Raw genomic sequence first — 20946 nt, 5'->3', positions numbered from 1 at the left:
CGGCCCCGTCACTCCGCGACTATATCGATCTTCGTGGTTGCGAAGCGCTTCCGCAACCAGGTCGCGGCCGGACCCGTGGGGCGTTGTTTGTGCCAGACCAGCTCCAGCGCCACCGGATGCGCGCCGTCGTCGAATTGAAGCGCCGGGATCGCGAGATCCTGCGCAACCGGCGACCTCGCAATAATATGAGCAGGAATGAGGGCCCAGCCGATACCCTGCTTTAGAATCTGCAGGATCACCCAATGGCTCTCGACCCACCAGACTTCGGCTGCCACGCGAAGGCGGTGCCGCTCCATACCTTCTGTGCGCACCGTGACCATGATCTGCCGATGCCGCTTGAGATCTTCCCAGTCGACCACCGAATTGGCGAGCGGATGGCTCTTGCCGCAGACCAGATTCAACTGCACCCAGCCGATCGTATGGAAGCCCAGCTCCGCGGGCAGATCCTCTTGCCGCCACATAACGCCGATATCCGCTTTCCCGTCAAGCACGAGGCGGCTGACGTCTTCCATCATCGGGAACAGCAGTTCGAGCTCGACATGAGGGAATTGCACGGCAAACTCGGCAAACAGCTCGCCCAACGCATGCTCAGGATACAGTTCGTCGATAGCGACCACGAGGCGCTTTTCCACATGCGCTTCAAAGCTGGCTGCCACGCCGATCAGATGCTCACGCCTGTCGAGGATCAGCTTCGCTTCCGACAACAGCCGCTCGCCGGCCGAGGTGAGGGTCGGGTTGCGGCCCCGCCTGCTGAACAGCTCCAGCCCGAGATCCTCCTCAAGGTTCGATATCTGCGTGCTGACGGCGGATTGCGCCTTGCGCAATGCCCGGCCAGCCGCCGAGAAGGATCCGTGCTCGGCCGCCGCGACAAAGGCTTCCAGCTGTTCCATTGAAACGGTCATCTATCTCAGTTCCAGATAGGATCTAACTTTGTGGCGCCAGGAATAGAGATATAAAGCGCGCAGATCAACACAGCTCAAAAGGAGATGCATCGTGAAGATGCGCACGTTCCCGGACCGGATCCGGCACACTTTGTTGTTTGAGGTCATCGGCTTGATGATCGTCACGCCGCTCGCGGCCTATCTGTTCCATAAGCCGATCATGCATATGGGTGTCGTCGGCATCGGCTCCGCCACGATTGCGACGATCTGGAACTTCCTGTTCAACCTCGGCTTCGATCACGGCATGCGCCGTATGTTCGGGTCCACTACGAAGACCTTCAGAATACGTCTCGTGCACACCGTGTTGTTCGAGATCGGCCTGTTGGCGATCCTGCTGCCACCAATCGCCTGGTACCTGAACATGGGCCTGCTCGAAACATTGCAGCTCGACCTCGCCATTGTAGCCTTCTATCTGGTTTATAATTTCGTCTTCAACCTCGCCTATGACCGGGTCTTCCCGATCCCGGGCGCGCCGCGAGCCGAATACGCATGAAAGCCTGGGGAGGGGGAATAGGTACGCCCGCGAGGATCAGTGCAGCCGCAAAGCCTCCAGCAGGCGCTGGTAAGTCGGCGCCAGACGCCTGAGCAGGTCTGCCGCTTCCGCGTCGTTGCCGGCGACCAGGGGATATTGCAATGCCCCAGTCAGGGCGGCCTGCTCCGAGGCAATATGAGCAGCGTCCGTATAGTCGATCCGGGAAAGGCAAGTGGCGGCATCGGCGAGCCGTCTTGCGCCAACGCGGATTGCGAAATGGATCAGGTGTGCACGCAAGTCTTCGTCGCACCCCGCGTCGATCATGCTCGCCAATGCCTCGGCCGCCTCGCCATTGCCGATGGTGCCTTCGGGCATGTGTCGCGGCTCTTGCATCGACAACCATCTGATCGCGGCAGGCAGCGACGCTCTGATTTCGTCATCTTCGTCGACCACGCGCATCTGTCGGAAACCGAAACGCATGGTGAAGGGCGTTCCATAGTCGATGGTTTCCGCCTGCCATGCGGTCAGGAAATCGCCGATCGGCAATGTCGCGAATGGGTATCCCTGGGGATCGTGCAACTGCACCCAATCGTTCGCGAGGCCGATGACGACGACATAGTGATCTGCGCCGATCGGGCCGTCCTTGCCCGGTTGGTGCCGCAGCCAGCCCATCTCTACCGGACCGACCCAGACTGGGCTATGGACGAGCTCGGATCGGAGTCGCTCGACTGCGTCCGCGGCATTGCCGCCGCTCGTGACAGATGACGTCCAGCCCATGGCATCGAGAGCAGCATCGAAGCCACCCTCAGGCGTCCAGCCGAAGGGATCGAAAAAGGGCAGGCACCCGCCGACGAGCTGCATCCCGAAAGGGCTGCCGGTGGCGAACTCGATAACAGCGGTGGATGGAGCGTGTTGGCCAAACATCATCGCGAACGCATTGGCGTAGCAATAGGGACCGGAGCCTATATACGGAAAATGCTGCATGAACCTGCGCCTCTCAAATCTGGTTGCGAGGCAATGCAAGAGGGGCATTTTCATCAAAATTGTCAACCGCTGGATTTGCCGGCACGTGACAGGGCGCCTGTGAACCGAGCGGCGATGGCAAGGCACGACCAAGCCTATGCTCGTGGCGGCCGCTGAATCTCCACCGGCGTCTTCATGATGATCTCTCGATGCGGGAAGGGGATTGATACCTTCGCCGCTTTGAACGCATCCCATAATGCCAGCAGAACCTGGCCGCGTACATTCGTCAAACCGTTGGCCGGATCCGAGATCCAGAAGCGCAGGCGGAAATCCAGCGAGGAGGCACCGAACGCCGTCATCCAGCAGACAGGCGCCTTGTAGTTGTTGGCGACGCGGGGAACGGCAGATGCGGTTTCGATGGCAATCCGCACCACCTCATGCGGATCGCTGTCGTAGGACGTGCCGAAATCGACGTCTATACGGACGTAATCGCTGGAGAAGGACCAGTTCACCACCTGCTGCGAGATGAAGTCCTCATTGGGGATGAGGAATTCCTTCCCCTCGCGGGTGATGACCGACACAAAACGCGCACGCAGGTCGCGAATGGATCCGAACGTGTCTCCAAGCGTGATCGTGTCGCCGGGCTTGATCGACTTGTCGAGCAGGATGATGATCCCGGAAATGAAATTGGATACGACCTTCTGCAGTCCGAAGCCTACTCCGACACCGACAGCACCCGAAAAGACCGTTAGCGCCGTGAGATCGATACCCGTCGCGGACAATGCGATTGCGCCGGCGACCATGATCAGAACGATCTTGATGAGCTTGCTGATCAGCACTTTGAACGACGGCGAAAGGTCGCCCGAACGTTGAACCCAGTGGGAAAGCACGTTGCCGGCGAGCACTGCGACCCAGATGAGAGCGACCGTCAGAACGACTGCCTTGAGGACGATCAGCAGCGAAAGGCGCATCGCGCCCAGATTGACGGCGGCCGCGTCCAGCGTCGACAGGACGGGGCCTTCGAGGCCGGTGGCATAAACCGCAAGGTAGCCCCAGCTCAGGACGGCGACCACGCGCGACAGTGTCTGGTTGCGGATGATCTTGGTCAGCACGGAAATGACGAACCAGGCGGCCGCCAGAGTCAGCGCGGTCGAGACAAGCCATCGCTGCGATGGCCACGTACTCTGTGTGAGAACGACGTTGGCAAGCCACAGCCAGATGGTCAGAAAAAGCCATTTCAGGCGGCGCATGAAGGCGATGATCACACGCAGCAGATCCGGGTTGCCCTTGATGCGGCGAGCCCTGGTCTCCAATGCCGGCTCGGTTATGGAGGCGACGAGGGAGGCGAAAATATAACCGGCCGCGATTATCCCAAGCTGGTAGAATGTCCATTCGCTGAGCACGAATGTCCGGAACCAGGCCTCAAGCGGGCGAAAAATCTGCACGAAATCCACGACTGAGCCTCTCGAGATAGCTTCGCAATCCAACCTTCCGGTTTAGTAATGTTAGACCGAAGCAGCCGTGTGCAAAAGCATAGTCGTCTATATCTATGGCGGCGGGACGATTTTCATCACCCGGACGCCCTCGCATGATCTCTCCCGACGTGGTTCACTTTCCGATCTGATCTTCGATCGCTGTTTTATCGATGACGGAAAATACATCGGCAATCTTGCCGTTTGTCACTTCATAAAACACGTTTTCTGCGAAGGAGATGCGCCGACCATTGATTGCCAGTCCAAGGAAACTGCCTTTCGGAGAGCAGTCGAACTTCAATCTTGCAGCGATGAGGGGCGGTTCGCAGGCCAAACGATCGATCTTGAAAAGCAGGTCGGGAATATCCTCGAAATCCTTTACGAGCATCGACCGATAGCCAGACAGTCCCAAGAGACGGCCATTGTGTCTGACATCGCCGGCAACATACCGTCCAAGTTGATCCCAGTCCTGTCGATTCAGGCAATCAATGTAGTCACGATAAAACGCGTGCAGCATTATATCCCTTCCTTTGCGGGCGGCGGGGCGGAAGCTTGGGAGTTTCGCCATCTGACGACTGGCGGTCCAGTCATCGCGGCCGGCCTGGTCAGCGAGGTCGATTACGCCGATTGGCCAAGCCGCTTGAGACCGACCGGAAGGGGAAACAGCGCGGTCGAGCGCGGCGCAGCCCGACCAAACAGCCGCTCGCTTCAGTCAACCCGTAGGCCGACGGCACGATGTTTCCTTGCGATAGGAGAAGCCCCACATCGGGGTTGCCGTTTCGATCGATGCCGGAGACATTCTGGTGTTCGCGAACATATGCGATGGCTGCTGCCTCTAAGCCTGCGAGTGCCCGCGCGGGGGACTGGCGCGGGCACCGCCAACAGGTTGGGGGACCTGAATGCCGAATTGTTCGGCAGCACATTAATTCTCAAGGCCTGCCTTTGTTCCCGCACGCGAAGGAGCGTAACGCATTAATTCCGAAGTGCTCCCAACGGCAACGCGACGGCTGCCGCAGTTACTGTTGCTGCGGCAACGGGAGTATGGTTTTCGTCTTGCTCTGGGTCGGCTTCTCTCCCGGCACATGGGACATGGTCTTTGTCCGGCTCTGCAGTCCATCCTCTGTGACCTTGGTCTTGGTCTGCGACTTGCTGAATGTGCCCTTGTCCATGGCCTGAGCCTTTGATTGTCCCTGCAACTGCGAGGGATTCTCATTTATCTTTGTCCGACTCTTTGCCTTTTCGTCCGATGTTGCGGCGCTTCCGCCTGCGCCAATCGACGAGGTCGTTCCGCTATCGGTTCTGCATGTGCCCGCGGTTCCGACCGTGCTGGCCGAGGTGCCCCCGGCCGCTGCGCTGCCGCCGGAGCCGATAGTTCCGGCGGCGTCGCATTCCTGAGCGGCCGCCGGCGTCGCGGCGACCGTTGCTGACGCGACAAAAATTGCAAGCAACGATTTTCGAAGCATGACAGCTCCTTTCATTTTGGCTTGATAATTGCGCAGGTCCCATCCGAACGGCGCGTGATCGTTGTGCCGTCGGGGCGGGTCACGCTCGCGGTCGCGAAGCTCTCTCCATCGGAGGATCCGCTCGTCGCCGAGGATCCGGCGCTGCTGGTGGCGGACCCGCCGCTCGCAGCCGCACCGCCGCCGACCGTGGTGGACGAGGATACGCTGCCGGAGCCGACAGTGACGGACGACGAAACACCGCCTCCTTCCGACGATTCTTGTTCGATGATCATGCAAGTAGAGCCGTCATCAAGCTTGATTTCTTTCGCTCCTGCATGGTCAGGGACGGCGATCATGGCCGCAGATAGAGCCGTGACGACTGGGATCATGAATGAACTGGAGGTCATCGGGTCTCCTCCCATCTGGAAAACGCTGGCTTCGGGCGCTCCGAAGCCAGCTGATTGACGTTAGCAGGACGGGCGATCGCCCGTGGAGCCGTCCTTCTTGGCCAGGCCAGGAGGACAATTCTTGTTGCTCTCATCGTCCTGGGCGGCGTCTCGGGCACTGTTTTCATCGCCTTGGACGCTGCCTGTCGTCTCATCCGAAGGTCCGTCAGCTGATCCAGCAGCCGAACCACCGGTTCCGACGGAACTGCTCGAGCTTCCGCCGCCTGCAGAGGAGCCACCAGTACCAATGGTCGAAGCGGAGCCGCCGCTACCGGATCCGGCCGCAGAGCCTCCCGTGCCGACGGAGCTGCTGGACGTGCCGCCGCCGGCCGAGGATCCGCCTGTTCCAAGCGTAGATGCGGAGCCGGATTGGCAATCGCTGGTGCCAGGATCGCAATTACCGCCAGCCGAGCTTCCGCCTGTCCCGACGGTGCTGCTGGACGTACCGCCGCCGGCGCTGGTGCCGCCGGTCCCGATCGTCGTGCTCGATTGCGCGAAAGCGCCGAGCGTGGTGCCCGCAAGCAAGCCTGCCGCAAGGGCCGTCTTAATGAAAAACCGCATTGGGGGTTCCTTTCCTCAATTTAAGGTCTTGTGGTTGCAACCTTGCATACCAACCCGGACCAGCATGGCGTGTTCCGGCCTTGGACCTCGGACCGAAGGTGCGCTGGAAAAAAGTCTGAAGGCTCCATCGGACCTTAGCCCGTCAGATGCGCGAATAGGTCCGAGCGTCAATTTCGGATGCAACGCCCTGGCGACCCGTTCGTTTTATTCCCTTGGACTCTTCTTCATTCTGGAGCCGCCGCGGGCTGCGTGTGTTTGCCGTTCTTCAGCGTTCCCATCACTCAGCATGTGATCTGCCAGACTGTAGCAGTGGCTCGCCTGAAAGGCGTTCCGTCCCCGGTTCATGTGCGTCAGGTTGAACGTCCGGATCGCCCGCAACGCTCTGCTCTGCGCGATGAATTTGCAGATCGACGAGAAGCCGCGGGCCTTGATGCCGAATATGTCCTCGCCGGGAGGAAAGAAATAGCTGACGTCTTCCGGTGTTACGACACAGCGCTCAATAAAAGCATCGTCTACTTGCCCGTGATCGAGTGAATGATCGGTGGTGAAATCGGAAAGATGCACCAGGAAAAGCGCGCGAATGCCCTCGCCGTCGGCATAAAGCGAGAAAAGCTCCATCCAGCTCGCATTGATGCGAACGAGCGCCTTGCCCGGCGTCGACGGTAGACAGGAGACCGACCAGTAGTGGCGCTCCGTTCGGTGCGGGATCGGGATGCAGTCGCGGCCGTAGCGCCTGAGAACCGCCAGAACCTCGGGCGCCTGCTGCCGGCGCAGCAGTTTCTCGAACCGCGCGGCATATTTGAAACGCAGTTCCATGGATTGCGAACGCTCCTCGGCGTCGGGCAGGATCGTCTTGCCGTCTATCCAATCGCGCTGCTGCTGGAGATCCAGGAATTGCCGCAGACCGGTGCCCCCTTGGCTGCGAGCGGCGCTCATCGGCGGTCCAGCAGTCGAGCGACTGCCTCGCGGACAAGGGCGGGGACGCTTTCAGCGCCATCCAGATAGGCACTTTCCAGGAGACCGTCCGAGAGCGCGACGAGGAGGGAAGCGGTGACGGAAGGAGCTGGATCGCCGTCCTCTGCCAGAAGGTTCTCGAGGCTGTCGTGATACCAAGCGCGACGCGCATCGATCGCCTGCCGCACGGGGCTGGCCGGATCGGGATACTCCGCCGCCGCATTGAGGAACGGACACCCCCGCCAGCCTCCCGCGGTCACGGCCTCGCTGATACGTCCCATGATCGCAGAAATCGCTTTCCGAGGAGGTTGCTTCGGAAGCGCGGCCACTGCCGCCCGGCCGAGCCGATCTATCTCTTCGAGATAGGCGACGACGAGGTCATCCTTCGAGGGAAAGTGATTGTAGAAGGTCGCCTTGGCGACACCGGCTTCGGCGATGATGCGGTCGATACCGACAGCATGGATTCCGCCCTCGTAGAAAAGCCGTGTCGCGGCGTCGAGCAAACGACGACGCGCGGAACTTGCTTCAGGCTGGTTCTCGGATTTTTTTTGTCTCATCGCTTGATGCTAACAGACAGGTCTGTATATTTCAATAGTAGACAGACCGATCTGTCTATATAGCGCTGGCGTTGGACCGGTCAGGCGTTTCCCCAGTGATGACGGCGGCTACTTCGTTAAAGGAGGTGCTTAAAATGAGTGAAAGCAATGTTACCCGCGAAATCGTGGAACGCTTCAACAACGCATTTGAGAAGCATCGCCCCGAGGACCTTGACGATCTTATCGGCGAGAACTGTGTTCTCGAAAATACGGCCCCGGCCCCGGATGGAGCGCGCTACGAAGGGCGCGAGGCTTGCCTCGCTTTCTGGAAGGGCATTGCATCGTCTGCCGACCTCGTCTTCAAAGCCGAGGATATCTCCGTGATGGGCGATCGCGGGATCATCCGCTGGCAGCTTCGCTGGAGCGAGCGCGAAGCGGATCGGATTCGAGGCGTCAACCTCATGCGCGTCCGGGACGGAAAGATCATCGAGGGTCTGGGATACGTGAAGGGGGGCTGACGTTCTGCTCGCGCACCGGCGATCCTCTCGGGTGGCTGCCACGTGGATGTAACTCGGTGTATCAATTCCGTCAGCGGCATGATGGTTAAATCGAACGGCTGTCATATGCCCAATGCAGCAGAGCCTGGCGCTGCCGCGGCCGGCACCAGCAATCCCCAGGCTCGCAGGCTCGGCGAAGCTGAGCGATATGGCGGCGAAGAGCTTTCCAACGGGCGATCTGTCGCTCGTCCTCGCCGGGCATGCGACGACCTTGGTGGTAGCGGCAGTACCACTGGAACCAGCCACGCGGATCTTCGGGATGTATCCATCCCTTCGCTCGCCAAACGCTGAGCGGTTGGCTGGCGTCGACACCGAAACAGTTAATTGACGGATCTTTTCGCAGCGACGACAGCCGGGCCCCTACAAACCAGCTGTTGGGGAATTCGTCGCGACAATCGGTCATGTACTTGCCGCCGAACACGCCTAGCGCAAGCATCTCGGCGGGTGTTAAGTCTGGCCGGAAATCGGGATGAAAGTCGCGGCCGATTGGCGCAACGAGAGCGTACCGGTAGCCTTGCTGCATCCGATCATTCACGACGACCCACCGGGCTCTCATCGGGCACTCTGCGACAGTGTTTTCGAAGGGTTACGCCGCCAGATGGATAAGTTAAGTGCCGCTGCAAAGCTCACCCACGCCAGGTAAGGAACAAGCAGCAAGGCAGCAGCCGCATTCACGGGGTGAAACATTACGGTCGTCGCCAGGATCGCAGCCCAAAGCACCATGATCTCCACCGCGGCCAGCCCGGGTCGGTGAAGTCCAAAAAAGATCGGCGTCCACGCAGCATTGAGCAGAAGTTGGACTGCATAGACACCGAGAGGCAGTGCTGCGCCAGCAATGCCTGCCTCTTGCCATACGAGCCAGCCCGACAGTCCAATCGATGCATAGAGAACCGCCCAGACCGGGGCGAATAGCCAATTGGGCGGGCGCCATCGTGGCTTGTTGAGCTGCTTGTACCAGTCGCCTGGCCTAAAGATCACGCCGGTAGCCGCCGCAGCGAAGCTCGCGACCTCGAAGGCGACCAGCACGAGAAGGGAATGCATGTCCATTCTGCAAAAGATGGAGGGGCCCGCCGGCGAGGCAAGCGAGGCCCTCCATTGTCCCTATCGGTTCTGGTTGGCAGCGAACGCGCCGGAGCCCATGACAGAAAACAGGGGAATGATCTGCCAGGCCGCCGATAGCCCTACCAGGATGTAAACGATCCGGGCGAGCCCCGAGCCAGCCCCGAAGATGGCGGCCACGAGGTCAAAGCCAAGTAGTCCGACCAGACCCCAGTTCAGTCCGCCTACGATTACGAGAATGAGCGTGAAAATATTGATAAAATTCATGGTTCTTCTCCAATTCGAGGATGAGAGGTCAGCCTTCCGGCGGCATGATCACCTTGTCGATGACATGGATGACCCCGTTCGAGGCAGCAATGTCGGCAGCAGTTACGGCGGCGTCGTTGACCTTGACGTTGGAGCCCTCGACCTCGATGTCGATCATTTTGCCATTTACCGACTTCGCTTCATCGATACCCGCCACGTCCGAAGCCATGACCTTTCCGGCGACCACATGGTAGGTGAGGATCTCAGCGAGCTTTTGCTTGTTCTCCGGCTTCAGCAGGTTTTCGACGGTACCGGCAGGCAACTTGGCGAAAGCTTCATCGGTCGGAGCAAAGACCGTGAACGGACCCGTCTCTTTGAGAGTGGCGACCAGGCCTGCCGCTTCGAGCGCGGCACCCAGCGTCTTGAATTGACCCGCCTCCATGGCGGTGTCGACGACATCCTTGTCCGCCGCGAACGCGCTGACACTGCCTAGCGTGATCGCTGCAGCGAACAAAAGGCTATTCAACTTCATGGCATTTCTCCTCTCGATACCGGGTGCGAATTGCACCGTGTTCTTTCATGTGGTGAAAACATGTTTTCTTACCAGTAAAATTGTCGTGAGCAGAAAGGCAATTCTCTTGTGAGGACAAATGTCGCTGTGATAGTTTCCCGAAACGAAAAGGAGTTTGCGACGTGCTCTCTGATACGCTGTCTAACGAGCTCCAGCGCTACGCAATCGGCCCTCGTATTAAGGCCCTGCGCCTGAGAAAGAAGCTGGGACTGGTGCAGTTGGCTGGCCATACAGGGCTCTCGCCTGCGATGCTCTCGAAGATCGAGCGCGGGCAGATGTTTCCAACACTGCCCACGCTGCTTCGGATCGCCATGGTTTTCGGCGTCGGCCTCGATCATTTCTTCAATGTGGATAAGGAGGAGCCGCTCATCGCGATTGTCCGGAAGGAGCAGCGTCTCAAACTTCCTAGCCCGCCAGGCGAGAAGCACCCAGCCTTTCTATTCGAAAGCCTGGACTATCCCGCTTCTGACCGCCGCATGGATGCGTTCTACGCCGAATTCCCGGTCGATTCGCCGCCCTCAGAGCCGCATCAACATGGCAGCGCTGAGTTCATCTACGTGCTCAGCGGTCGGCTTATAGTCAATGTGAATGGCAAGGAGTGCGCGCTGGATACGGGGGACGCTGTGTATTTCGACTCGAGCGTTCCGCACAGTTACCGCCATGAAGGCAAAGAAATCTCAACCGCGATTGTTGTGACTTCATAGGCCGCCGTTAACTGAGTATCCCTGAAACTCATCCCAATCAGCAGCGAAGCAAACGGCTGCTGCTGCCTCGTAGTTCGTCGGGACTCCCCGGTCTTCGGTCGACTATTTCAAGAAACCGTCGGCATCGAACTCGTCCCATCCGCGCAACGGAGACGAGGTCGATCCATCCTTCGGCGCGGGCTTGTCCTTCTTTTTCCTGAGTGATCTCGTCAGCTTCGCCTTCATGGCCGACTGACGACGTTTCTCGGCTACTGCGACAATATCGTCTTCGCGCCATTCATCGACGGCCCCGCGATCGAGAATGTCCATGACCACGGCCGGATCGAATACGTGGAAGGTTATCTGACGCGCACGCCCGCGCAGCTTGACCGTACGCGTTCCGGCCGACGGTAGACGGCCATCTTGCAGCCAGCGGCGGCGTTCCGATGTCGAGATCGCCAGAATATCCTCGATCTCCCGGGGGATGACCGGGAGGCTTTCCATGTCGGAGAGCATTCCAGTGACGGATGCTGAGGTCGCGCGGAAAATCGCTCTCGATGTGTCCGGCATCGACATGGTCAGGACCGCGCTTTCAAGAACCAGTGCCTTCCGAACTGCGAGAGGAAGCCGGGCGCGGATTTCCTGCAAGATACCTTTGGCGCGAACCGCCGACCCGAGCGTCACCGACGTCGGGAGTGACCATGTCTTGATAAGCTCGGAGTCGACGTTCTGTTTATGCTTTGCCATGGATGTAGAGATGGATCCGGCGGGAGCCCTCTTCAACCGCTTTGCTGGTACCGCTACTCAATTCTTCAGGGGGCGCGGCTCTTCAGGGCGCGCGGCCAGTTCATGAGCGAGTACCGCCCTGTTGAATGCTCGACATCCTGCTTGGGGCCGCCCCGCGCGAGATGCGATGCACGTAGCCGACACCTTTCTCATGGACGTAGTCGTCGTCGGTGAGACCTTTCTTCGGCAGCTGCCGGAGTGATGACCCAGGGTCTCTCCACCTCCTAGCTCCGATGACGGAGTGCTTCGACGATGACGGTCATTGCCGGAGACATTTGGCGTCTGCTCGGATAGTACAGATGGTAGCCGGTGAAAGGCTGGCTCCAGTCGTCCAAGACGGCCCGGAGTCTCCCCACCGCGAGGTGTTCTTCGACAAGATTTTCAGGGACGTAAGCAATTCCGTACCCCTCCAAGGCTGCCTCGACCTGAGTGATCGAAGAGTTGAAGCTGAGTTGCCCGTCTACCCTGACCCGCAGTTCACGACCGTCCTTCTCGAACTCCCATGAATAGAACCCGCCCCATGTTGCTTGGCGCATGTTGATGCATACATGCCCAACCAGATCCTGCGGCGTGGTTGGAATGCCATGCTTGGTGAAGTATTCCGGTGACGCCACCGCTCGAAGACGCCAGTCCGGACTGATCCGCACTGCAATCATGTCCTTGGTGAAGTATTCCGGTGACGCCACCGCTCGAAGACGCCAGTCCGGACTGATCCGCACTGCAATCATGTCCTTGTCGACGCTCTCCCCGAGCCGGACACCAGCATCGAAGCGCTCCTCCACGATGTTGCGCATGCCGTTGTCACTGTAGAGCTCGAGCCGAATGTCGGGATAGTCTGAGAGGACGCGGCTCAGCTTCGGCCATACCGTCGTCTGAAGGGCATGATCTGACAACGTAAGTCGAACCGTGCCGGATGGCTTTTCCCGGAAGGCGACGAGTGCCACCAGATCCGCCTCGATCTGCTGGAATCGGGGAGCAAGCGACTGAAACAGGCGTTCTCCTGCTTCCGTCGTCGCCACACTGCGCGTGGTCCTCGTCAGGAGCCGGACGCCGAGGCGCGCTTCCAACTGCTTGATCGTGTAACTGAGTGTCGACTGCGACGTTCCAAGCGCTGCCGCAGCCTTGGTGAAGCTCTGCTCCCTTGCCACCTCCAGGAACCAAAGCAGATCCTTCATATCCTCGCGCTGCATCACTCGCCCCTCGATTAATATTGAGTTTCGATAGGTCCATCCGGATTAGCACGGATAGTTCGCAAAGTCCGTCGGCATTATCTTGTTCTCGGAGGCAGAACCGGAATGCCAATCGGGACCGACACCATGACGCTGACCTACAACGAGAACATCCATAGCAGGCCCAGGGCCTGGGGCGCCGTGTTCTCCATGACATTGTGCGTATTCGTGCTGATCGCTTCGGAGTTCATGCCCGTGAGCCTGCTGACGCCGATCGCCGCTGATCTCGGTGTTTCAGAAGGGAGTGCGGGCCAGGCAATCTCCATCTCAGGCATCTTCGCGGTTTTCACCAGCCTCTTCATTGCCGCGCTGACCCGGCGGCTCGATCGGCGCGTGGTCGTGCTGGCCTTGACGTTTCTGCTGATGCTGTCTGGGGTCGCGGTTACCTTTGCGCCTTCCTATCCCATGCTGATGCTGGGTCGCGCGCTGCTTGGAATTTCCATCGGCGGCTTCTGGTCGATGTCCACGTCGATCGTGATGCGTCTCGTCTCCCGCGACCAGGTGCCGAAGGCACTTGCACTGCTCAATGCGGGCAATGCGATCGCGGCCACCATCTCCGCACCCCTGGGAAGTCTCCTCGGGTCCTATATCGGGTGGCGCGGCGCCTTCTTTCTCGTGGTTCCCGTGGGCTTGCTTGCGCTTATCTGGCAATGGATCAGCCTGCCGACGCTTTCGCCCCGGCGCGATGGCGCATCCCGGAACGTCCTCCGGCTGCTGGCGCGTCCACCCGTCGCATTGGGCATGGCAGCAATCCTGCTGCTGTTCATGGGGCAGTTTGCTTTCTTCACTTATCTGCGGCCGTTCCTGGAGCAGGTGACCCACCTTGGCATCGAGACGCTCTCGCTCATGCTTCTCGTGATGGGATTGTCGGGAGTGGCCGGAACATCGCTCGTCGGCCGGCTGCTGACTCATCGCCTGTTCAGCATTCTCATCGTCATTCCGTTCCTCATGGCCTGTATCGCTTTGGCAATGATTGGCATCGGTGAGATGAGGACCCCTGTCGTCATGTCCCTCATCGGTTGGGGTTTGCTCGGGACCGCAGCGCCGGTGGCCTGGGGCACCTGGCTGAGCCGTGTTCTTGCCGATGATGCTGAGGCAGGCGGTGGACTCCAGGTCGCTGTGATCCAGCTCGCCATCACCGCCGGAGCGTCTCTCGGCGGACTTCTCTTCGACGCTCTCGGCTGGTGGTCGACCTTCTCGCTCAGCGCCCTGCTTCTGTTCGGCTCTTCCCTGGCGTCCTTCGCCGCATGGCTTTCGGCCAGGAGAGCATCATGAGCAGGAAAACACTCTCTTCACATCGAATTCCGGCGGCGCCGTAGCTGTCCCGTCCCTGCACCACTACCCCAATGGCAAAGGAGATTCTACCATGAGCGAGCACGTTGACACGGACGACGTTTGCAACACCAGCAGGCGCAACCTGATGAAGGGAACAGGCCTCGCCGTCGCGGCGATAAGCATGATCCCGGCTGTGACGGCAACAGGGGCGTTCGCCCAGAGCCCTGCCTGGGACAAGGTGTTTCCGAAAAGCGAGAACGTCGATCACCAGAAGGTTTCGTTCAAGAACCGCTACGGCATCACGATCGCCGGCGACCTCTACCTGCCGAAGAACCGCGGCAGTCAACCCTTAGCAGCTCTTGCGGTCGCCGGCCCCTTTGGTGCCGTGAAGGAACAATCTTCGGGATTGTACGCTCAGACCATGGCCGAACGCGGCTTCGCGGCGCTGGCCTTCGACCCTTCCTTTACCGGTGAAAGTGGTGGCGAGCCACGCAACGTCGCTTCGCCGGACATCAACACGGAAGACTTCAGTGCCGCGGTCGATTACCTGGGACTGCAGCCCACCATCGACCGCGAGCGGATCGGCGTGATCGGCATTTGCGGCTGGGGTGGCATGGCCCTGAACGCCGTCGCCGCTGACAAGCGCGTCAAGGCGGTCGTGGCCAGCACCATGTACGACATGACCCGTCTGATGTCCAAAGGCTACAACGACAGTGTCACGCAGGAGCAGCGGACGCAGACGCTGGAGCAGTTGAGCCGCCAGCGCTGGGCGGACGCGGAGAAGAACGGGCCAGCCTATCAGCCGCCCTACAATGTACTCAAGGGAGGCGAGGCTCAGTTCCTGGTCGACTATCACGATTACTACATGACGCCCCGCGGCTACCATCCGCGCGCTGTCAACTCCGGCAATGCCTGGACGCAGACCACGCCCCTGTCGTTCATGAACATGCCGATCCTGACCAACATCGCCGAGATTTCCCCGCGCCCGCTTCTGCTCATCCACGGCGAGAACGCCCATTCGCGATACTTCAGCGAAACAGCCTTTGCCGCCGCAGCGGAGCCAAAGGAGCTGATGATCATCCCGAGCGCCAACCATACCGATCTCTACGACCGCATGGACAAGATCCCGTTCGACCGGATCGCCAAGTTCTTCGGGCAGCATCTGGCCTAGGTGAAGCCGCGCCATTGGACCGGCGGTCAGCGGTCAGCTCTCCGCTGTCGCCATCACGCTGCCTGACCCTCTGAATCAGGAGACGCCGGCCCGGTCTGAGGGACTTCGCCTTCCTGACCACCGGCCTCGGCATCATTCGGCAGAACCGCGTTTTACGTGGTCCCGCCAACCCTGGAACAGGCTTGAGGAAAAGAAGATGAAGTACATTGCCGCAAGCATTGCTATCTCGGCTCTCGCCGCCACCGCTGTGGAGGCGCAGGAAGAGCGGCGAAAGATCGCTCCACCGGCCGTCTATGACGTCGCGCCGGGTCTCGGCCACTTCACCGACGATGTTCTGTTCGGCGAAGTCTGGGAACGAACAGAGCTCCCGTCTCGCGACCGGAGCCTCGTAACCCTTTCGGCGATCGTCTCGACGGGCAAGACGGCGCAGATTGGCGCCCATGTGAGCCGGGCCCTGGACAACGGTGTGAAGCCTGGAGAGATCGGCGAACTCATCACTCATCTTGCATTCTACTCCGGTTGGCCAAACGCGATCTCCGCCGTGACGGAGACGAAGAAGGTTTTCGATGAGCGCCAGATTGCACCCGTCAAGAACAGCGAGGCGGCGCGCATAGAATTGGAAGCCGCAGCCGAGGCGGCTCGGAGCGAGACGGTCAGCACCACGGTTGCACCAACGGCGGCAGCACTGGCCGACCTTACCAACCGCGTGCTCTTCGGCGATCTGTGGCAGCGCCCGGATCTGTCGGCGCGCGACCGTAGCTTGGTGACGATCGCCGCTCTGATCGCGGTTGGTCAGCCGGAACAACTGCCGTTTCATGCCAAACGCGCGATGGACAGCGGCTTGACGCCGTCAGAAGCTTCAGAAGTACTGGCGCATGTCGCTTTCTACGCCGGTTGGCCGAGAGCCATGTCCGCCGTGCCCGTTCTCAAGCAGGTTCTCAATAACAGGCAAGGAACTCAGGTGAGCGCTTCCCAGGCAGATCTGAAGATTACTCCGGCCGGAATTGGTTCTGCGTCAGCTCCGGAGGAGTACTTCACAGGTACCGTCCAGATCTCGGGCCGTTATCAAGCCGACGCTCCCGCGCGCATTGGCGGGGCAACCGTCTCCTTCTCCGCCGGCGCTCGCACGGCCTGGCACACACATCCTCTCGGCCAGACCTTGTTCATCGTGAGCGGGCGCGGCCTGGTTCAGAAGGAAGGTGAGGCAGTTCAGGAAGTAGGTTCGGGAGACGTGGTATGGATCCCACCGCTGATCCGGCACTGGCATGGCGCCTCCAGCACCGGGCCGATGACGCATTTCGCAGTGGCCGAGGCGCTCGATGGAAGCTCAGTCACGTGGATGGAAAAGGTGTCCGACGAGGACTACGGCAAGGGCGTTCGAGAGTAGAACCGGCACCGCTAGTGGCGCGAACTGGCTGCGCTTCAGGCGGCGGCGGAGACCTTACGAACGGTCTGGATGGAAGTCTGTCCCGCAGACGAAACGGAGCGACGAACGAATGCTGAAAACAATGTTGGGCTCTGCTGTTATCGCACTGGGAGTGGTTGGACCCGTCATGCCTCAAGAACGCATCCGAATTTCTTCTGCATGGGGCGAGGTTACCGCGGACCTCGCCGACAACGAAGCTGCCAAGTCCCTAGCGCAGATGCTGCCACTGACGATCGACATGTCCGACCATTTCCGCCAGGAAAAGACGGGAAATCTGCCCTCCAGCCTGCCTGAGCTGCCACGGCAGCGCGACTTTTCCGTCGGCACGCTCGGCCTGTGGAGTTCCGATCACTTTGTGATCTATTATCGGACCGGCCGCGTCCCTTCACCCGGCATCATTGTTCTCGGCAAGGTTGCAGGCGACGTCTCGATCTTCGATCGCCCGGGATCTGTTACCGTAACGCTGGAGGCGGTCGACTGAGACAGTCGTTCATCACGCGATCTCTCCTGACGGTACAGACGACGACGGGGCTACATAGCATCGCGTGGGCGCCGCGACCGAGCCCTTCAGCGTAGTCGGCAGAGCCACCGACCGCCGATAACCTCTGGCCGCTGGCGTTCGATCCCGACGGACCAACCGACCGGCCGAAGAAGACATCGTCGTCAGTGCAACCGGGAAGCCCGGGCAACCTCCCCAAGCTGCATTCAGGATGCTGATTGATGAACAGGAGGGCTTGGACGTCGAGGGGTCGCTTCCTTTAGATCGTCAATGACGTCATGCTGTTGGAAACAGAGCGTCCTCTAGGGTCAAGCCAAAAAATGTGGTAAGCGCCAGCGCCAAACAACAACAACAACAGGAGTGCAATGGTGAGCGAACCGACCGTCGCAGATGCAATAAACCGCATTTATGAATCGCTCCAAGCGGACAATGCCGACATCGACACGCATATCGCGACTCTCAAGGCAGCGTTGACGCGCGAGGGGTTGAAAGAGGCCGTCTTTGACCCGGCGAGGCTCGTGCAGAACAACCGTTCTGGCAGGAAGCTCATGCAGGCCTACTTTCGGCAGCGCGGCGTAACGGTCAAATACTCGGCTTCGTGAAGCCGTCGCATGTCGTCAGACGGGCCGTAGTAGACGATTGACCTGATCACCCAGTATTCGCCTTCGAACGCGAATCAAGATGAGGAGAGCTCTATGCCGAAAGCCGTTGGAATCGGCGGTCTGTTTTTCAGGGCGGCGAACCCGGCTGGCCTGGCCGAATGGTATCAAAAGCATCTCGGTATTGACGACCTGCACAAGTCGGTATGGCGGCAGGAGGCCGGGATGACGATATTTGGTCCTTTCTCGAAGGACACCGACTATTTCGGTCGAGCGGAACAACAATGGATGGTCAATTTCCGCGTTGATGATCTCGATGGGCTGGTGGCCAGCCTGACGGCAAGTGGAATCGCGGTGGAAACGCGGAATGAATGGAACTCGGAGGTAGGTCGCTTTGCCCGGATTCATGATCCCGAAGGCAATCCAGTCGAGCTGTGGGAGCCGGCGCAGGATTGATGGCGAACGGGTCCTGCATGTGAGCGAATGAAAGTTTGCGCTTAACTTCGCCGCACCGGTGACCGCCTTAAGCGCTACGTCATCAAAACTACTGGTTGACATTTTGACTGCAAGCCACTATCTGACGTTTATCGATCTTTTTCTTGCTGAGCTTTGGTTACCGCGCGACTGGCACCGCGCCTGAACGAACCTTTCCTTTAAAAAAAATCGCTATCACCATCCACGATGTCACCAACATCGCGGTCGATCACCAATGCTACGAAAGGGTTCATCATGACCACTGGCACAGTTAAATGGTTTAATTCTACCAAGGGCTTCGGCTTCATCGAGCCGGATAACGGCGGCGCTGACGCGTTTGTCCACATCTCGGCTGTCGAACGTGCAGGCATGCGCGAAATTGTCGAAGGCCAGAAGCTCAGCTACGAGCTGGAGCGCGACAATAAGTCGGGCAAGATGTCGGCCTGCAATCTCCAGGCTGCCTAATATCGGTACCTGCTCTCCTTGACCACGGATGTACTGGCACTGTCGAGGGCATGATTCAACTAAGGCCGGGCGTGATGCCCGGCTTTTTTTTTGGCCGATGGAACGGCCGACCCCGAGAAAGGGAAACCTATGGCACAGACGTTCAGTAAGACTCGTCAACGGGCGGAAAGCGCTTTCAACAAGGTACAAAGCCAGTTCTTTGCCAGAGGCCAGGCAGTGGAAGAGCAAGATTTCGTAGCGCAGGCCCGCGACGCGAAGACGGCTCGGTTGCGGGAGGCCCGGCTGGCAAAAGAGTCGGATGACCGTGCGAGAGCAACCTCGGCTCTCATCACGAGGCGGGCAAAACCGGCGTGATCGCCGGCTTCACCACGCACTCAGGTAATCCCCCAATGCAGGAAATCCCGTGGCAGACGATAGGCTCGAACTTCAGGCAAGCACGACGGCATGGCAGATCGCAATGCAGGAAATCCTCCGCATGGTCGTCCGTGACCTCTAGCAATCTCATGGTGAAGTCGCCTTCACGGCACATATAAAGCGTCTCGAAGAGGGTGCGGTAGACAGCATCTACAGCGACCTCAGGCTGAGAGGAACGAATGAATGGACCGAAACGCTGGTGAAGGAGAAGGCGACCAATATTGTCACAAATCTCCTGACCTCCTTCACCTTCGAGCAATCTGACCCTCGACCCCGGACGGCATAAATCTCTGCCGATGTGCCACGACCACCTTCAACAGGACGGACTCACCCTCACGCGCAACATGACGGGTGACGGCCCACAAGGAGGGTCATCCGAGCTGCTGCGTGCAGTCTCCATCTCCTTCTCCGCTGGCGCTCGCGCGGCGTGGCGCACACATCCTCTCAGCCAGACCTTGTTCATCGTGGGCGGGCGAGACCATCTCCGCCAGGAAAAAAAGGGAAAACTGACCTCTGGCCTGCCTGAGCTGCCACGGCAGCGCGGTCTTTCCGCCGGCACGCTCGGCCTGCGGCGTTCCGATTCCATTGTGATCTATCATCGGACGAGCCGCGCCCCGTCGCCCGGTAATCCTTGTTCTCGGCAACACTTCGTACCTGACAAGAGTCCAGTCGCGCCCGGTTTGATCTGCCACCTCGTGGCGACCCCCTGATTAGAGATCGTCCGCGCTATCGGAATAGTGCTACCCAAATGGGTGGGTTAACACTTCGGCAAGCGGCGCGTATTCTGTGCAAGACGGCATCTACATTCCATGCCGCCATCCTTTTTGGGAGGATGCCATGGCTAGACTACTCACTGCCATTTTCGTCGCGTTCGGTATTTGCCTCTTTTCGCTCGCCTCTGCCAAGGCTGACCCGGGCGACGAAGTGAAGGCCGCCTATTCGGCGTGGGACGCAGCATTCAACAATGCGGACGCAAAAGCCATCGCGGCGTTCTACACGGACGACGCTATTTTCTTGCCTGCCACCCATGACGTGATCAGGGGGCCTTCCGGAGTTGAGAAATTCTTTGGCGGCATTTTCGGTATGGGCGTGACAGGTCACAAGCTTGAACTGATCGAGGCACAAGGCGAGGGCAACCTGCTGATCGGCACGGCGAAATGGTCGGCCAAGGGCAAAGACGCGAAAGGCGCTGACCAGCCATGGGCTGGGGTCGCAACCCATGTGTTCGAGAAACAGGCAGACGGCGGCCTGAAACTGAGAGTGCACACCTTCAATTGAGAGAGCCACGCCTCGCGGTAAAGCCAAGAGGGTAGAGTTGACCTATCTTGCAAATGGCCTTCGGCTTTTTTGGGGGGCCGACGGCAGCCAGACGCGTCGTGACGGTCGGAGCGATGATCGAGCCGGCGGGTGGAGGGACGACAACGGGGCACTAGCAGTAATCACCGCTGCCCCAGCTTCGAACCGGTCGATCCCGGACAAAGTGTTACCTATGTCTCAGGAATAAACCGTAACCTATGTGTCCAGAATGGACCTGAGAAATATGGCGCGCCGGACAGGATGAAACTTGTCTTCCTCAAATAACTCGGCAACCCGAGCTCTTAAGTTGTCGGAATGGGTAAAAGCATAGGCGTGAGTTTCGAAATATGCTCCCCGATCCAGGGTATTTTGACTCGCACTTTGTAGCTTTTATTTATGTTCAGGCTCA

The 20946-nt window shown here is 59.5% G+C and carries 27 protein-coding genes and 1 pseudogene; 13 read left to right on the top strand and 15 right to left on the bottom strand.

Annotated elements, in window-relative coordinates; translation table 11 throughout:
- Window positions 1-8 precede the first annotated feature (8 nt).
- Window positions 9-902 (bottom strand): LysR family transcriptional regulator, encoded by an 894-nt coding sequence (locus FB009_RS00800; RefSeq protein ID WP_024311199.1) that lies wholly within the window; start codon window positions 900-902, stop codon window positions 9-11.
- Between the two features lie 91 nt (window positions 903-993).
- Between FB009_RS00800 and FB009_RS00795 the strand changes: the two genes are divergently transcribed.
- Window positions 994-1434, top strand: a complete 441-nt coding sequence (locus tag FB009_RS00795; RefSeq protein WP_012061370.1) for a PACE efflux transporter — start codon at window positions 994-996, stop codon at window positions 1432-1434.
- Window positions 1435-1470: 36 nt separating this feature from the next.
- On the opposite strand, the gene FB009_RS00790 is transcribed toward FB009_RS00795, so the two are convergent.
- The 8 genes from FB009_RS00790 to FB009_RS00755 all read right to left on the bottom strand — a co-directional run bounded on the left by FB009_RS00790 (window position 1471) and on the right by FB009_RS00755 (window position 7808).
- Window positions 1471-2397 carry a hypothetical protein gene (locus FB009_RS00790; protein WP_162304036.1) on the bottom strand — a complete coding sequence of 309 codons (927 nt, stop codon included), beginning with the start codon at window positions 2395-2397 and terminating at the stop codon, window positions 1471-1473.
- Window positions 2398-2531: 134 nt separating this feature from the next.
- Window positions 2532-3830 (bottom strand): mechanosensitive ion channel family protein, encoded by a 1299-nt coding sequence (locus FB009_RS00785; protein WP_101795575.1) that lies wholly within the window; start codon window positions 3828-3830, stop codon window positions 2532-2534.
- 154 nt (window positions 3831-3984) lie between these two features.
- The gene (locus FB009_RS00780; RefSeq protein ID WP_012061373.1) at window positions 3985-4365 is read right to left on the bottom strand and encodes an ester cyclase; all 381 of its coding nucleotides are present in this window, start codon (window positions 4363-4365) and stop codon (window positions 3985-3987) included.
- A gap of 499 nt (window positions 4366-4864) precedes the next feature.
- Complete coding sequence (locus tag FB009_RS00775) at window positions 4865-5311, bottom strand: hypothetical protein (RefSeq protein WP_012061374.1); 447 nt, start codon at window positions 5309-5311, stop codon at window positions 4865-4867.
- An 11-nt stretch (window positions 5312-5322) separates the two neighbouring features.
- Window positions 5323-5697: a hypothetical protein gene (locus tag FB009_RS32595; RefSeq protein ID WP_162142231.1), complete on the bottom strand. Its 375-nt coding sequence runs from the start codon at window positions 5695-5697 to the stop codon at window positions 5323-5325.
- Between the two features lie 60 nt (window positions 5698-5757).
- Window positions 5758-6297 carry a hypothetical protein gene (locus FB009_RS00765; RefSeq protein WP_012061376.1) on the bottom strand — a complete coding sequence of 180 codons (540 nt, stop codon included), beginning with the start codon at window positions 6295-6297 and terminating at the stop codon, window positions 5758-5760.
- Window positions 6298-6501: 204 nt separating this feature from the next.
- Window positions 6502-7233 (bottom strand): hypothetical protein, encoded by a 732-nt coding sequence (locus tag FB009_RS00760; protein ID WP_102045239.1) that lies wholly within the window; start codon window positions 7231-7233, stop codon window positions 6502-6504.
- Window positions 7230-7808: a TetR/AcrR family transcriptional regulator gene (locus FB009_RS00755; RefSeq protein WP_012061378.1), complete on the bottom strand. Its 579-nt coding sequence runs from the start codon at window positions 7806-7808 to the stop codon at window positions 7230-7232. The genes FB009_RS00760 and FB009_RS00755 overlap by 4 nt, the downstream gene beginning before the upstream one ends.
- 98 nt (window positions 7809-7906) lie before the next feature.
- On the opposite strand from FB009_RS00755, the gene FB009_RS00750 reads away from it, so the two are divergent.
- Window positions 7907-8305, top strand: a complete 399-nt coding sequence (locus tag FB009_RS00750) for a nuclear transport factor 2 family protein (RefSeq protein WP_127580444.1) — start codon at window positions 7907-7909, stop codon at window positions 8303-8305.
- A gap of 85 nt (window positions 8306-8390) precedes the next feature.
- Here FB009_RS00750 and FB009_RS00745 read toward each other — a convergent pair whose 3' ends face one another.
- The 4 genes from FB009_RS00745 to FB009_RS00730 are packed head-to-tail and all read right to left on the bottom strand — an operon-like array spanning window position 8391 to window position 10181.
- Window positions 8391-8900: a hypothetical protein gene (locus tag FB009_RS00745; RefSeq protein ID WP_102045240.1), complete on the bottom strand. Its 510-nt coding sequence runs from the start codon at window positions 8898-8900 to the stop codon at window positions 8391-8393.
- Window positions 8897-9385, bottom strand: a complete 489-nt coding sequence (locus FB009_RS00740; RefSeq protein WP_012061381.1) for a TspO/MBR family protein — start codon at window positions 9383-9385, stop codon at window positions 8897-8899. The genes FB009_RS00745 and FB009_RS00740 overlap by 4 nt, the downstream gene beginning before the upstream one ends.
- 60 nt (window positions 9386-9445) lie before the next feature.
- Window positions 9446-9670 carry a DUF378 domain-containing protein gene (locus tag FB009_RS00735; protein WP_012061382.1) on the bottom strand — a complete coding sequence of 75 codons (225 nt, stop codon included), beginning with the start codon at window positions 9668-9670 and terminating at the stop codon, window positions 9446-9448.
- A 28-nt stretch (window positions 9671-9698) separates the two neighbouring features.
- The gene (locus FB009_RS00730; RefSeq protein ID WP_012061383.1) at window positions 9699-10181 is read right to left on the bottom strand and encodes a fasciclin domain-containing protein; all 483 of its coding nucleotides are present in this window, start codon (window positions 10179-10181) and stop codon (window positions 9699-9701) included.
- A 161-nt stretch (window positions 10182-10342) separates the two neighbouring features.
- Here FB009_RS00730 and FB009_RS00725 point away from each other — a divergent pair, with 161 nt between their 5' ends.
- A complete protein-coding gene (locus FB009_RS00725) occupies window positions 10343-10924 on the top strand; it encodes a helix-turn-helix domain-containing protein (protein ID WP_012061384.1) in 582 nt (193 codons plus the stop codon).
- A gap of 102 nt (window positions 10925-11026) precedes the next feature.
- Here FB009_RS00725 and FB009_RS00720 read toward each other — a convergent pair whose 3' ends face one another.
- Together FB009_RS00720 and FB009_RS00715 are read right to left on the bottom strand one after the other, a co-directional pair.
- On the bottom strand, window positions 11027-11650 hold the full coding sequence (locus FB009_RS00720) for a hypothetical protein (RefSeq protein ID WP_018009788.1): 624 nt from the start codon (window positions 11648-11650) through the stop codon (window positions 11027-11029).
- Window positions 11651-11913: 263 nt separating this feature from the next.
- Complete coding sequence (locus tag FB009_RS00715; protein ID WP_145161400.1) at window positions 11914-12879, bottom strand: LysR family transcriptional regulator; 966 nt, start codon at window positions 12877-12879, stop codon at window positions 11914-11916.
- Window positions 12880-12984: 105 nt separating this feature from the next.
- Between FB009_RS00715 and FB009_RS00710 the strand changes: the two genes are divergently transcribed.
- From FB009_RS00710 to FB009_RS00650, 10 genes and pseudogenes are all read left to right on the top strand, one after another.
- Window positions 12985-14193, top strand: coding sequence for an MFS transporter (locus FB009_RS00710; RefSeq protein WP_080665757.1), 1209 nt, complete (start codon window positions 12985-12987; stop codon window positions 14191-14193).
- 91 nt (window positions 14194-14284) lie between these two features.
- Window positions 14285-15364 (top strand): alpha/beta hydrolase, encoded by a 1080-nt coding sequence (locus tag FB009_RS00705; protein WP_101795570.1) that lies wholly within the window; start codon window positions 14285-14287, stop codon window positions 15362-15364.
- 196 nt (window positions 15365-15560) lie between these two features.
- Window positions 15561-16751, top strand: coding sequence for a (R)-mandelonitrile lyase (locus tag FB009_RS00700; RefSeq protein WP_101795569.1), 1191 nt, complete (start codon window positions 15561-15563; stop codon window positions 16749-16751).
- A 166-nt stretch (window positions 16752-16917) separates the two neighbouring features.
- Window positions 16918-17271, top strand: coding sequence for a cyclophilin-like fold protein (locus tag FB009_RS00695; protein WP_018009685.1), 354 nt, complete (start codon window positions 16918-16920; stop codon window positions 17269-17271).
- 383 nt (window positions 17272-17654) lie between these two features.
- Window positions 17655-17891 (top strand): hypothetical protein, encoded by a 237-nt coding sequence (locus FB009_RS00685; protein ID WP_012061391.1) that lies wholly within the window; start codon window positions 17655-17657, stop codon window positions 17889-17891.
- A 93-nt stretch (window positions 17892-17984) separates the two neighbouring features.
- The gene (locus FB009_RS00680; RefSeq protein WP_012061392.1) at window positions 17985-18344 is read left to right on the top strand and encodes a VOC family protein; all 360 of its coding nucleotides are present in this window, start codon (window positions 17985-17987) and stop codon (window positions 18342-18344) included.
- Between the two features lie 273 nt (window positions 18345-18617).
- The gene (locus FB009_RS00670; protein ID WP_003532639.1) at window positions 18618-18827 is read left to right on the top strand and encodes a cold-shock protein; all 210 of its coding nucleotides are present in this window, start codon (window positions 18618-18620) and stop codon (window positions 18825-18827) included.
- Between the two features lie 129 nt (window positions 18828-18956).
- Entirely contained in the window at window positions 18957-19181 is a 225-nt protein-coding gene (locus FB009_RS33055; protein WP_015241478.1) for a hypothetical protein, read from the top strand.
- 49 nt (window positions 19182-19230) lie between these two features.
- Window positions 19231-19527: pseudogene (locus tag FB009_RS00660) on the top strand (hypothetical protein).
- Window positions 19528-20078: 551 nt separating this feature from the next.
- Window positions 20079-20519 carry a YybH family protein gene (locus tag FB009_RS00650; protein WP_028053372.1) on the top strand — a complete coding sequence of 147 codons (441 nt, stop codon included), beginning with the start codon at window positions 20079-20081 and terminating at the stop codon, window positions 20517-20519.
- The last annotated feature ends 427 nt before the right edge of the window (window positions 20520-20946 follow it).

This window comes from Sinorhizobium medicae (assembly GCF_007827695.1).
Classification (GTDB): Bacteria; Pseudomonadota; Alphaproteobacteria; order Rhizobiales; family Rhizobiaceae; genus Sinorhizobium; species Sinorhizobium medicae.
This window is presented reverse-complemented; position numbering and strand designations above follow the sequence as displayed.

Bases quoted from the DNA above. Each gene is read 5' to 3' on its own strand.
- FB009_RS00800 (WP_024311199.1), bottom strand. From the start codon at position 902: ATGACCGTTTCAATGGAACAGCTGGAAGCCTTTGTCGCGGCGGCCGAG.
- FB009_RS00790 (WP_162304036.1), bottom strand. From the start codon at position 2,397: ATGCAGCATTTTCCGTATATAGGCTCCGGTCCCTATTGCTACGCCAAT.
- FB009_RS00780 (WP_012061373.1), bottom strand. From the start codon at position 4,365: ATGCTGCACGCGTTTTATCGTGACTACATTGATTGCCTGAATCGACAG.
- FB009_RS00775 (WP_012061374.1), bottom strand. From the start codon at position 5,311: ATGCTTCGAAAATCGTTGCTTGCAATTTTTGTCGCGTCAGCAACGGTC.
- FB009_RS32595 (WP_162142231.1), bottom strand. From the start codon at position 5,697: ATGACCTCCAGTTCATTCATGATCCCAGTCGTCACGGCTCTATCTGCG.
- FB009_RS00765 (WP_012061376.1), bottom strand. From the start codon at position 6,297: ATGCGGTTTTTCATTAAGACGGCCCTTGCGGCAGGCTTGCTTGCGGGC.
- FB009_RS00760 (WP_102045239.1), bottom strand. From the start codon at position 7,233: ATGAGCGCCGCTCGCAGCCAAGGGGGCACCGGTCTGCGGCAATTCCTG.
- FB009_RS00755 (WP_012061378.1), bottom strand. From the start codon at position 7,808: ATGAGACAAAAAAAATCCGAGAACCAGCCTGAAGCAAGTTCCGCGCGT.
- FB009_RS00750 (WP_127580444.1), top strand. From the start codon at position 7,907: ATGACGGCGGCTACTTCGTTAAAGGAGGTGCTTAAAATGAGTGAAAGC.
- FB009_RS00745 (WP_102045240.1), bottom strand. From the start codon at position 8,900: ATGAGAGCCCGGTGGGTCGTCGTGAATGATCGGATGCAGCAAGGCTAC.
- FB009_RS00740 (WP_012061381.1), bottom strand. From the start codon at position 9,385: ATGCATTCCCTTCTCGTGCTGGTCGCCTTCGAGGTCGCGAGCTTCGCT.
- FB009_RS00735 (WP_012061382.1), bottom strand. From the start codon at position 9,670: ATGAATTTTATCAATATTTTCACGCTCATTCTCGTAATCGTAGGCGGA.
- FB009_RS00730 (WP_012061383.1), bottom strand. From the start codon at position 10,181: ATGAAGTTGAATAGCCTTTTGTTCGCTGCAGCGATCACGCTAGGCAGT.
- FB009_RS00720 (WP_018009788.1), bottom strand. From the start codon at position 11,650: ATGGCAAAGCATAAACAGAACGTCGACTCCGAGCTTATCAAGACATGG.
- FB009_RS00715 (WP_145161400.1), bottom strand. From the start codon at position 12,879: ATGCAGCGCGAGGATATGAAGGATCTGCTTTGGTTCCTGGAGGTGGCA.
- FB009_RS00710 (WP_080665757.1), top strand. From the start codon at position 12,985: ATGCCAATCGGGACCGACACCATGACGCTGACCTACAACGAGAACATC.
- FB009_RS00705 (WP_101795570.1), top strand. From the start codon at position 14,285: ATGAGCGAGCACGTTGACACGGACGACGTTTGCAACACCAGCAGGCGC.
- FB009_RS00700 (WP_101795569.1), top strand. From the start codon at position 15,561: ATGAAGTACATTGCCGCAAGCATTGCTATCTCGGCTCTCGCCGCCACC.
- FB009_RS00695 (WP_018009685.1), top strand. From the start codon at position 16,918: ATGCCTCAAGAACGCATCCGAATTTCTTCTGCATGGGGCGAGGTTACC.
- FB009_RS00685 (WP_012061391.1), top strand. From the start codon at position 17,655: ATGGTGAGCGAACCGACCGTCGCAGATGCAATAAACCGCATTTATGAA.
- FB009_RS00680 (WP_012061392.1), top strand. From the start codon at position 17,985: ATGCCGAAAGCCGTTGGAATCGGCGGTCTGTTTTTCAGGGCGGCGAAC.
- FB009_RS00670 (WP_003532639.1), top strand. From the start codon at position 18,618: ATGACCACTGGCACAGTTAAATGGTTTAATTCTACCAAGGGCTTCGGC.
- FB009_RS33055 (WP_015241478.1), top strand. From the start codon at position 18,957: ATGGCACAGACGTTCAGTAAGACTCGTCAACGGGCGGAAAGCGCTTTC.
- FB009_RS00650 (WP_028053372.1), top strand. From the start codon at position 20,079: ATGGCTAGACTACTCACTGCCATTTTCGTCGCGTTCGGTATTTGCCTC.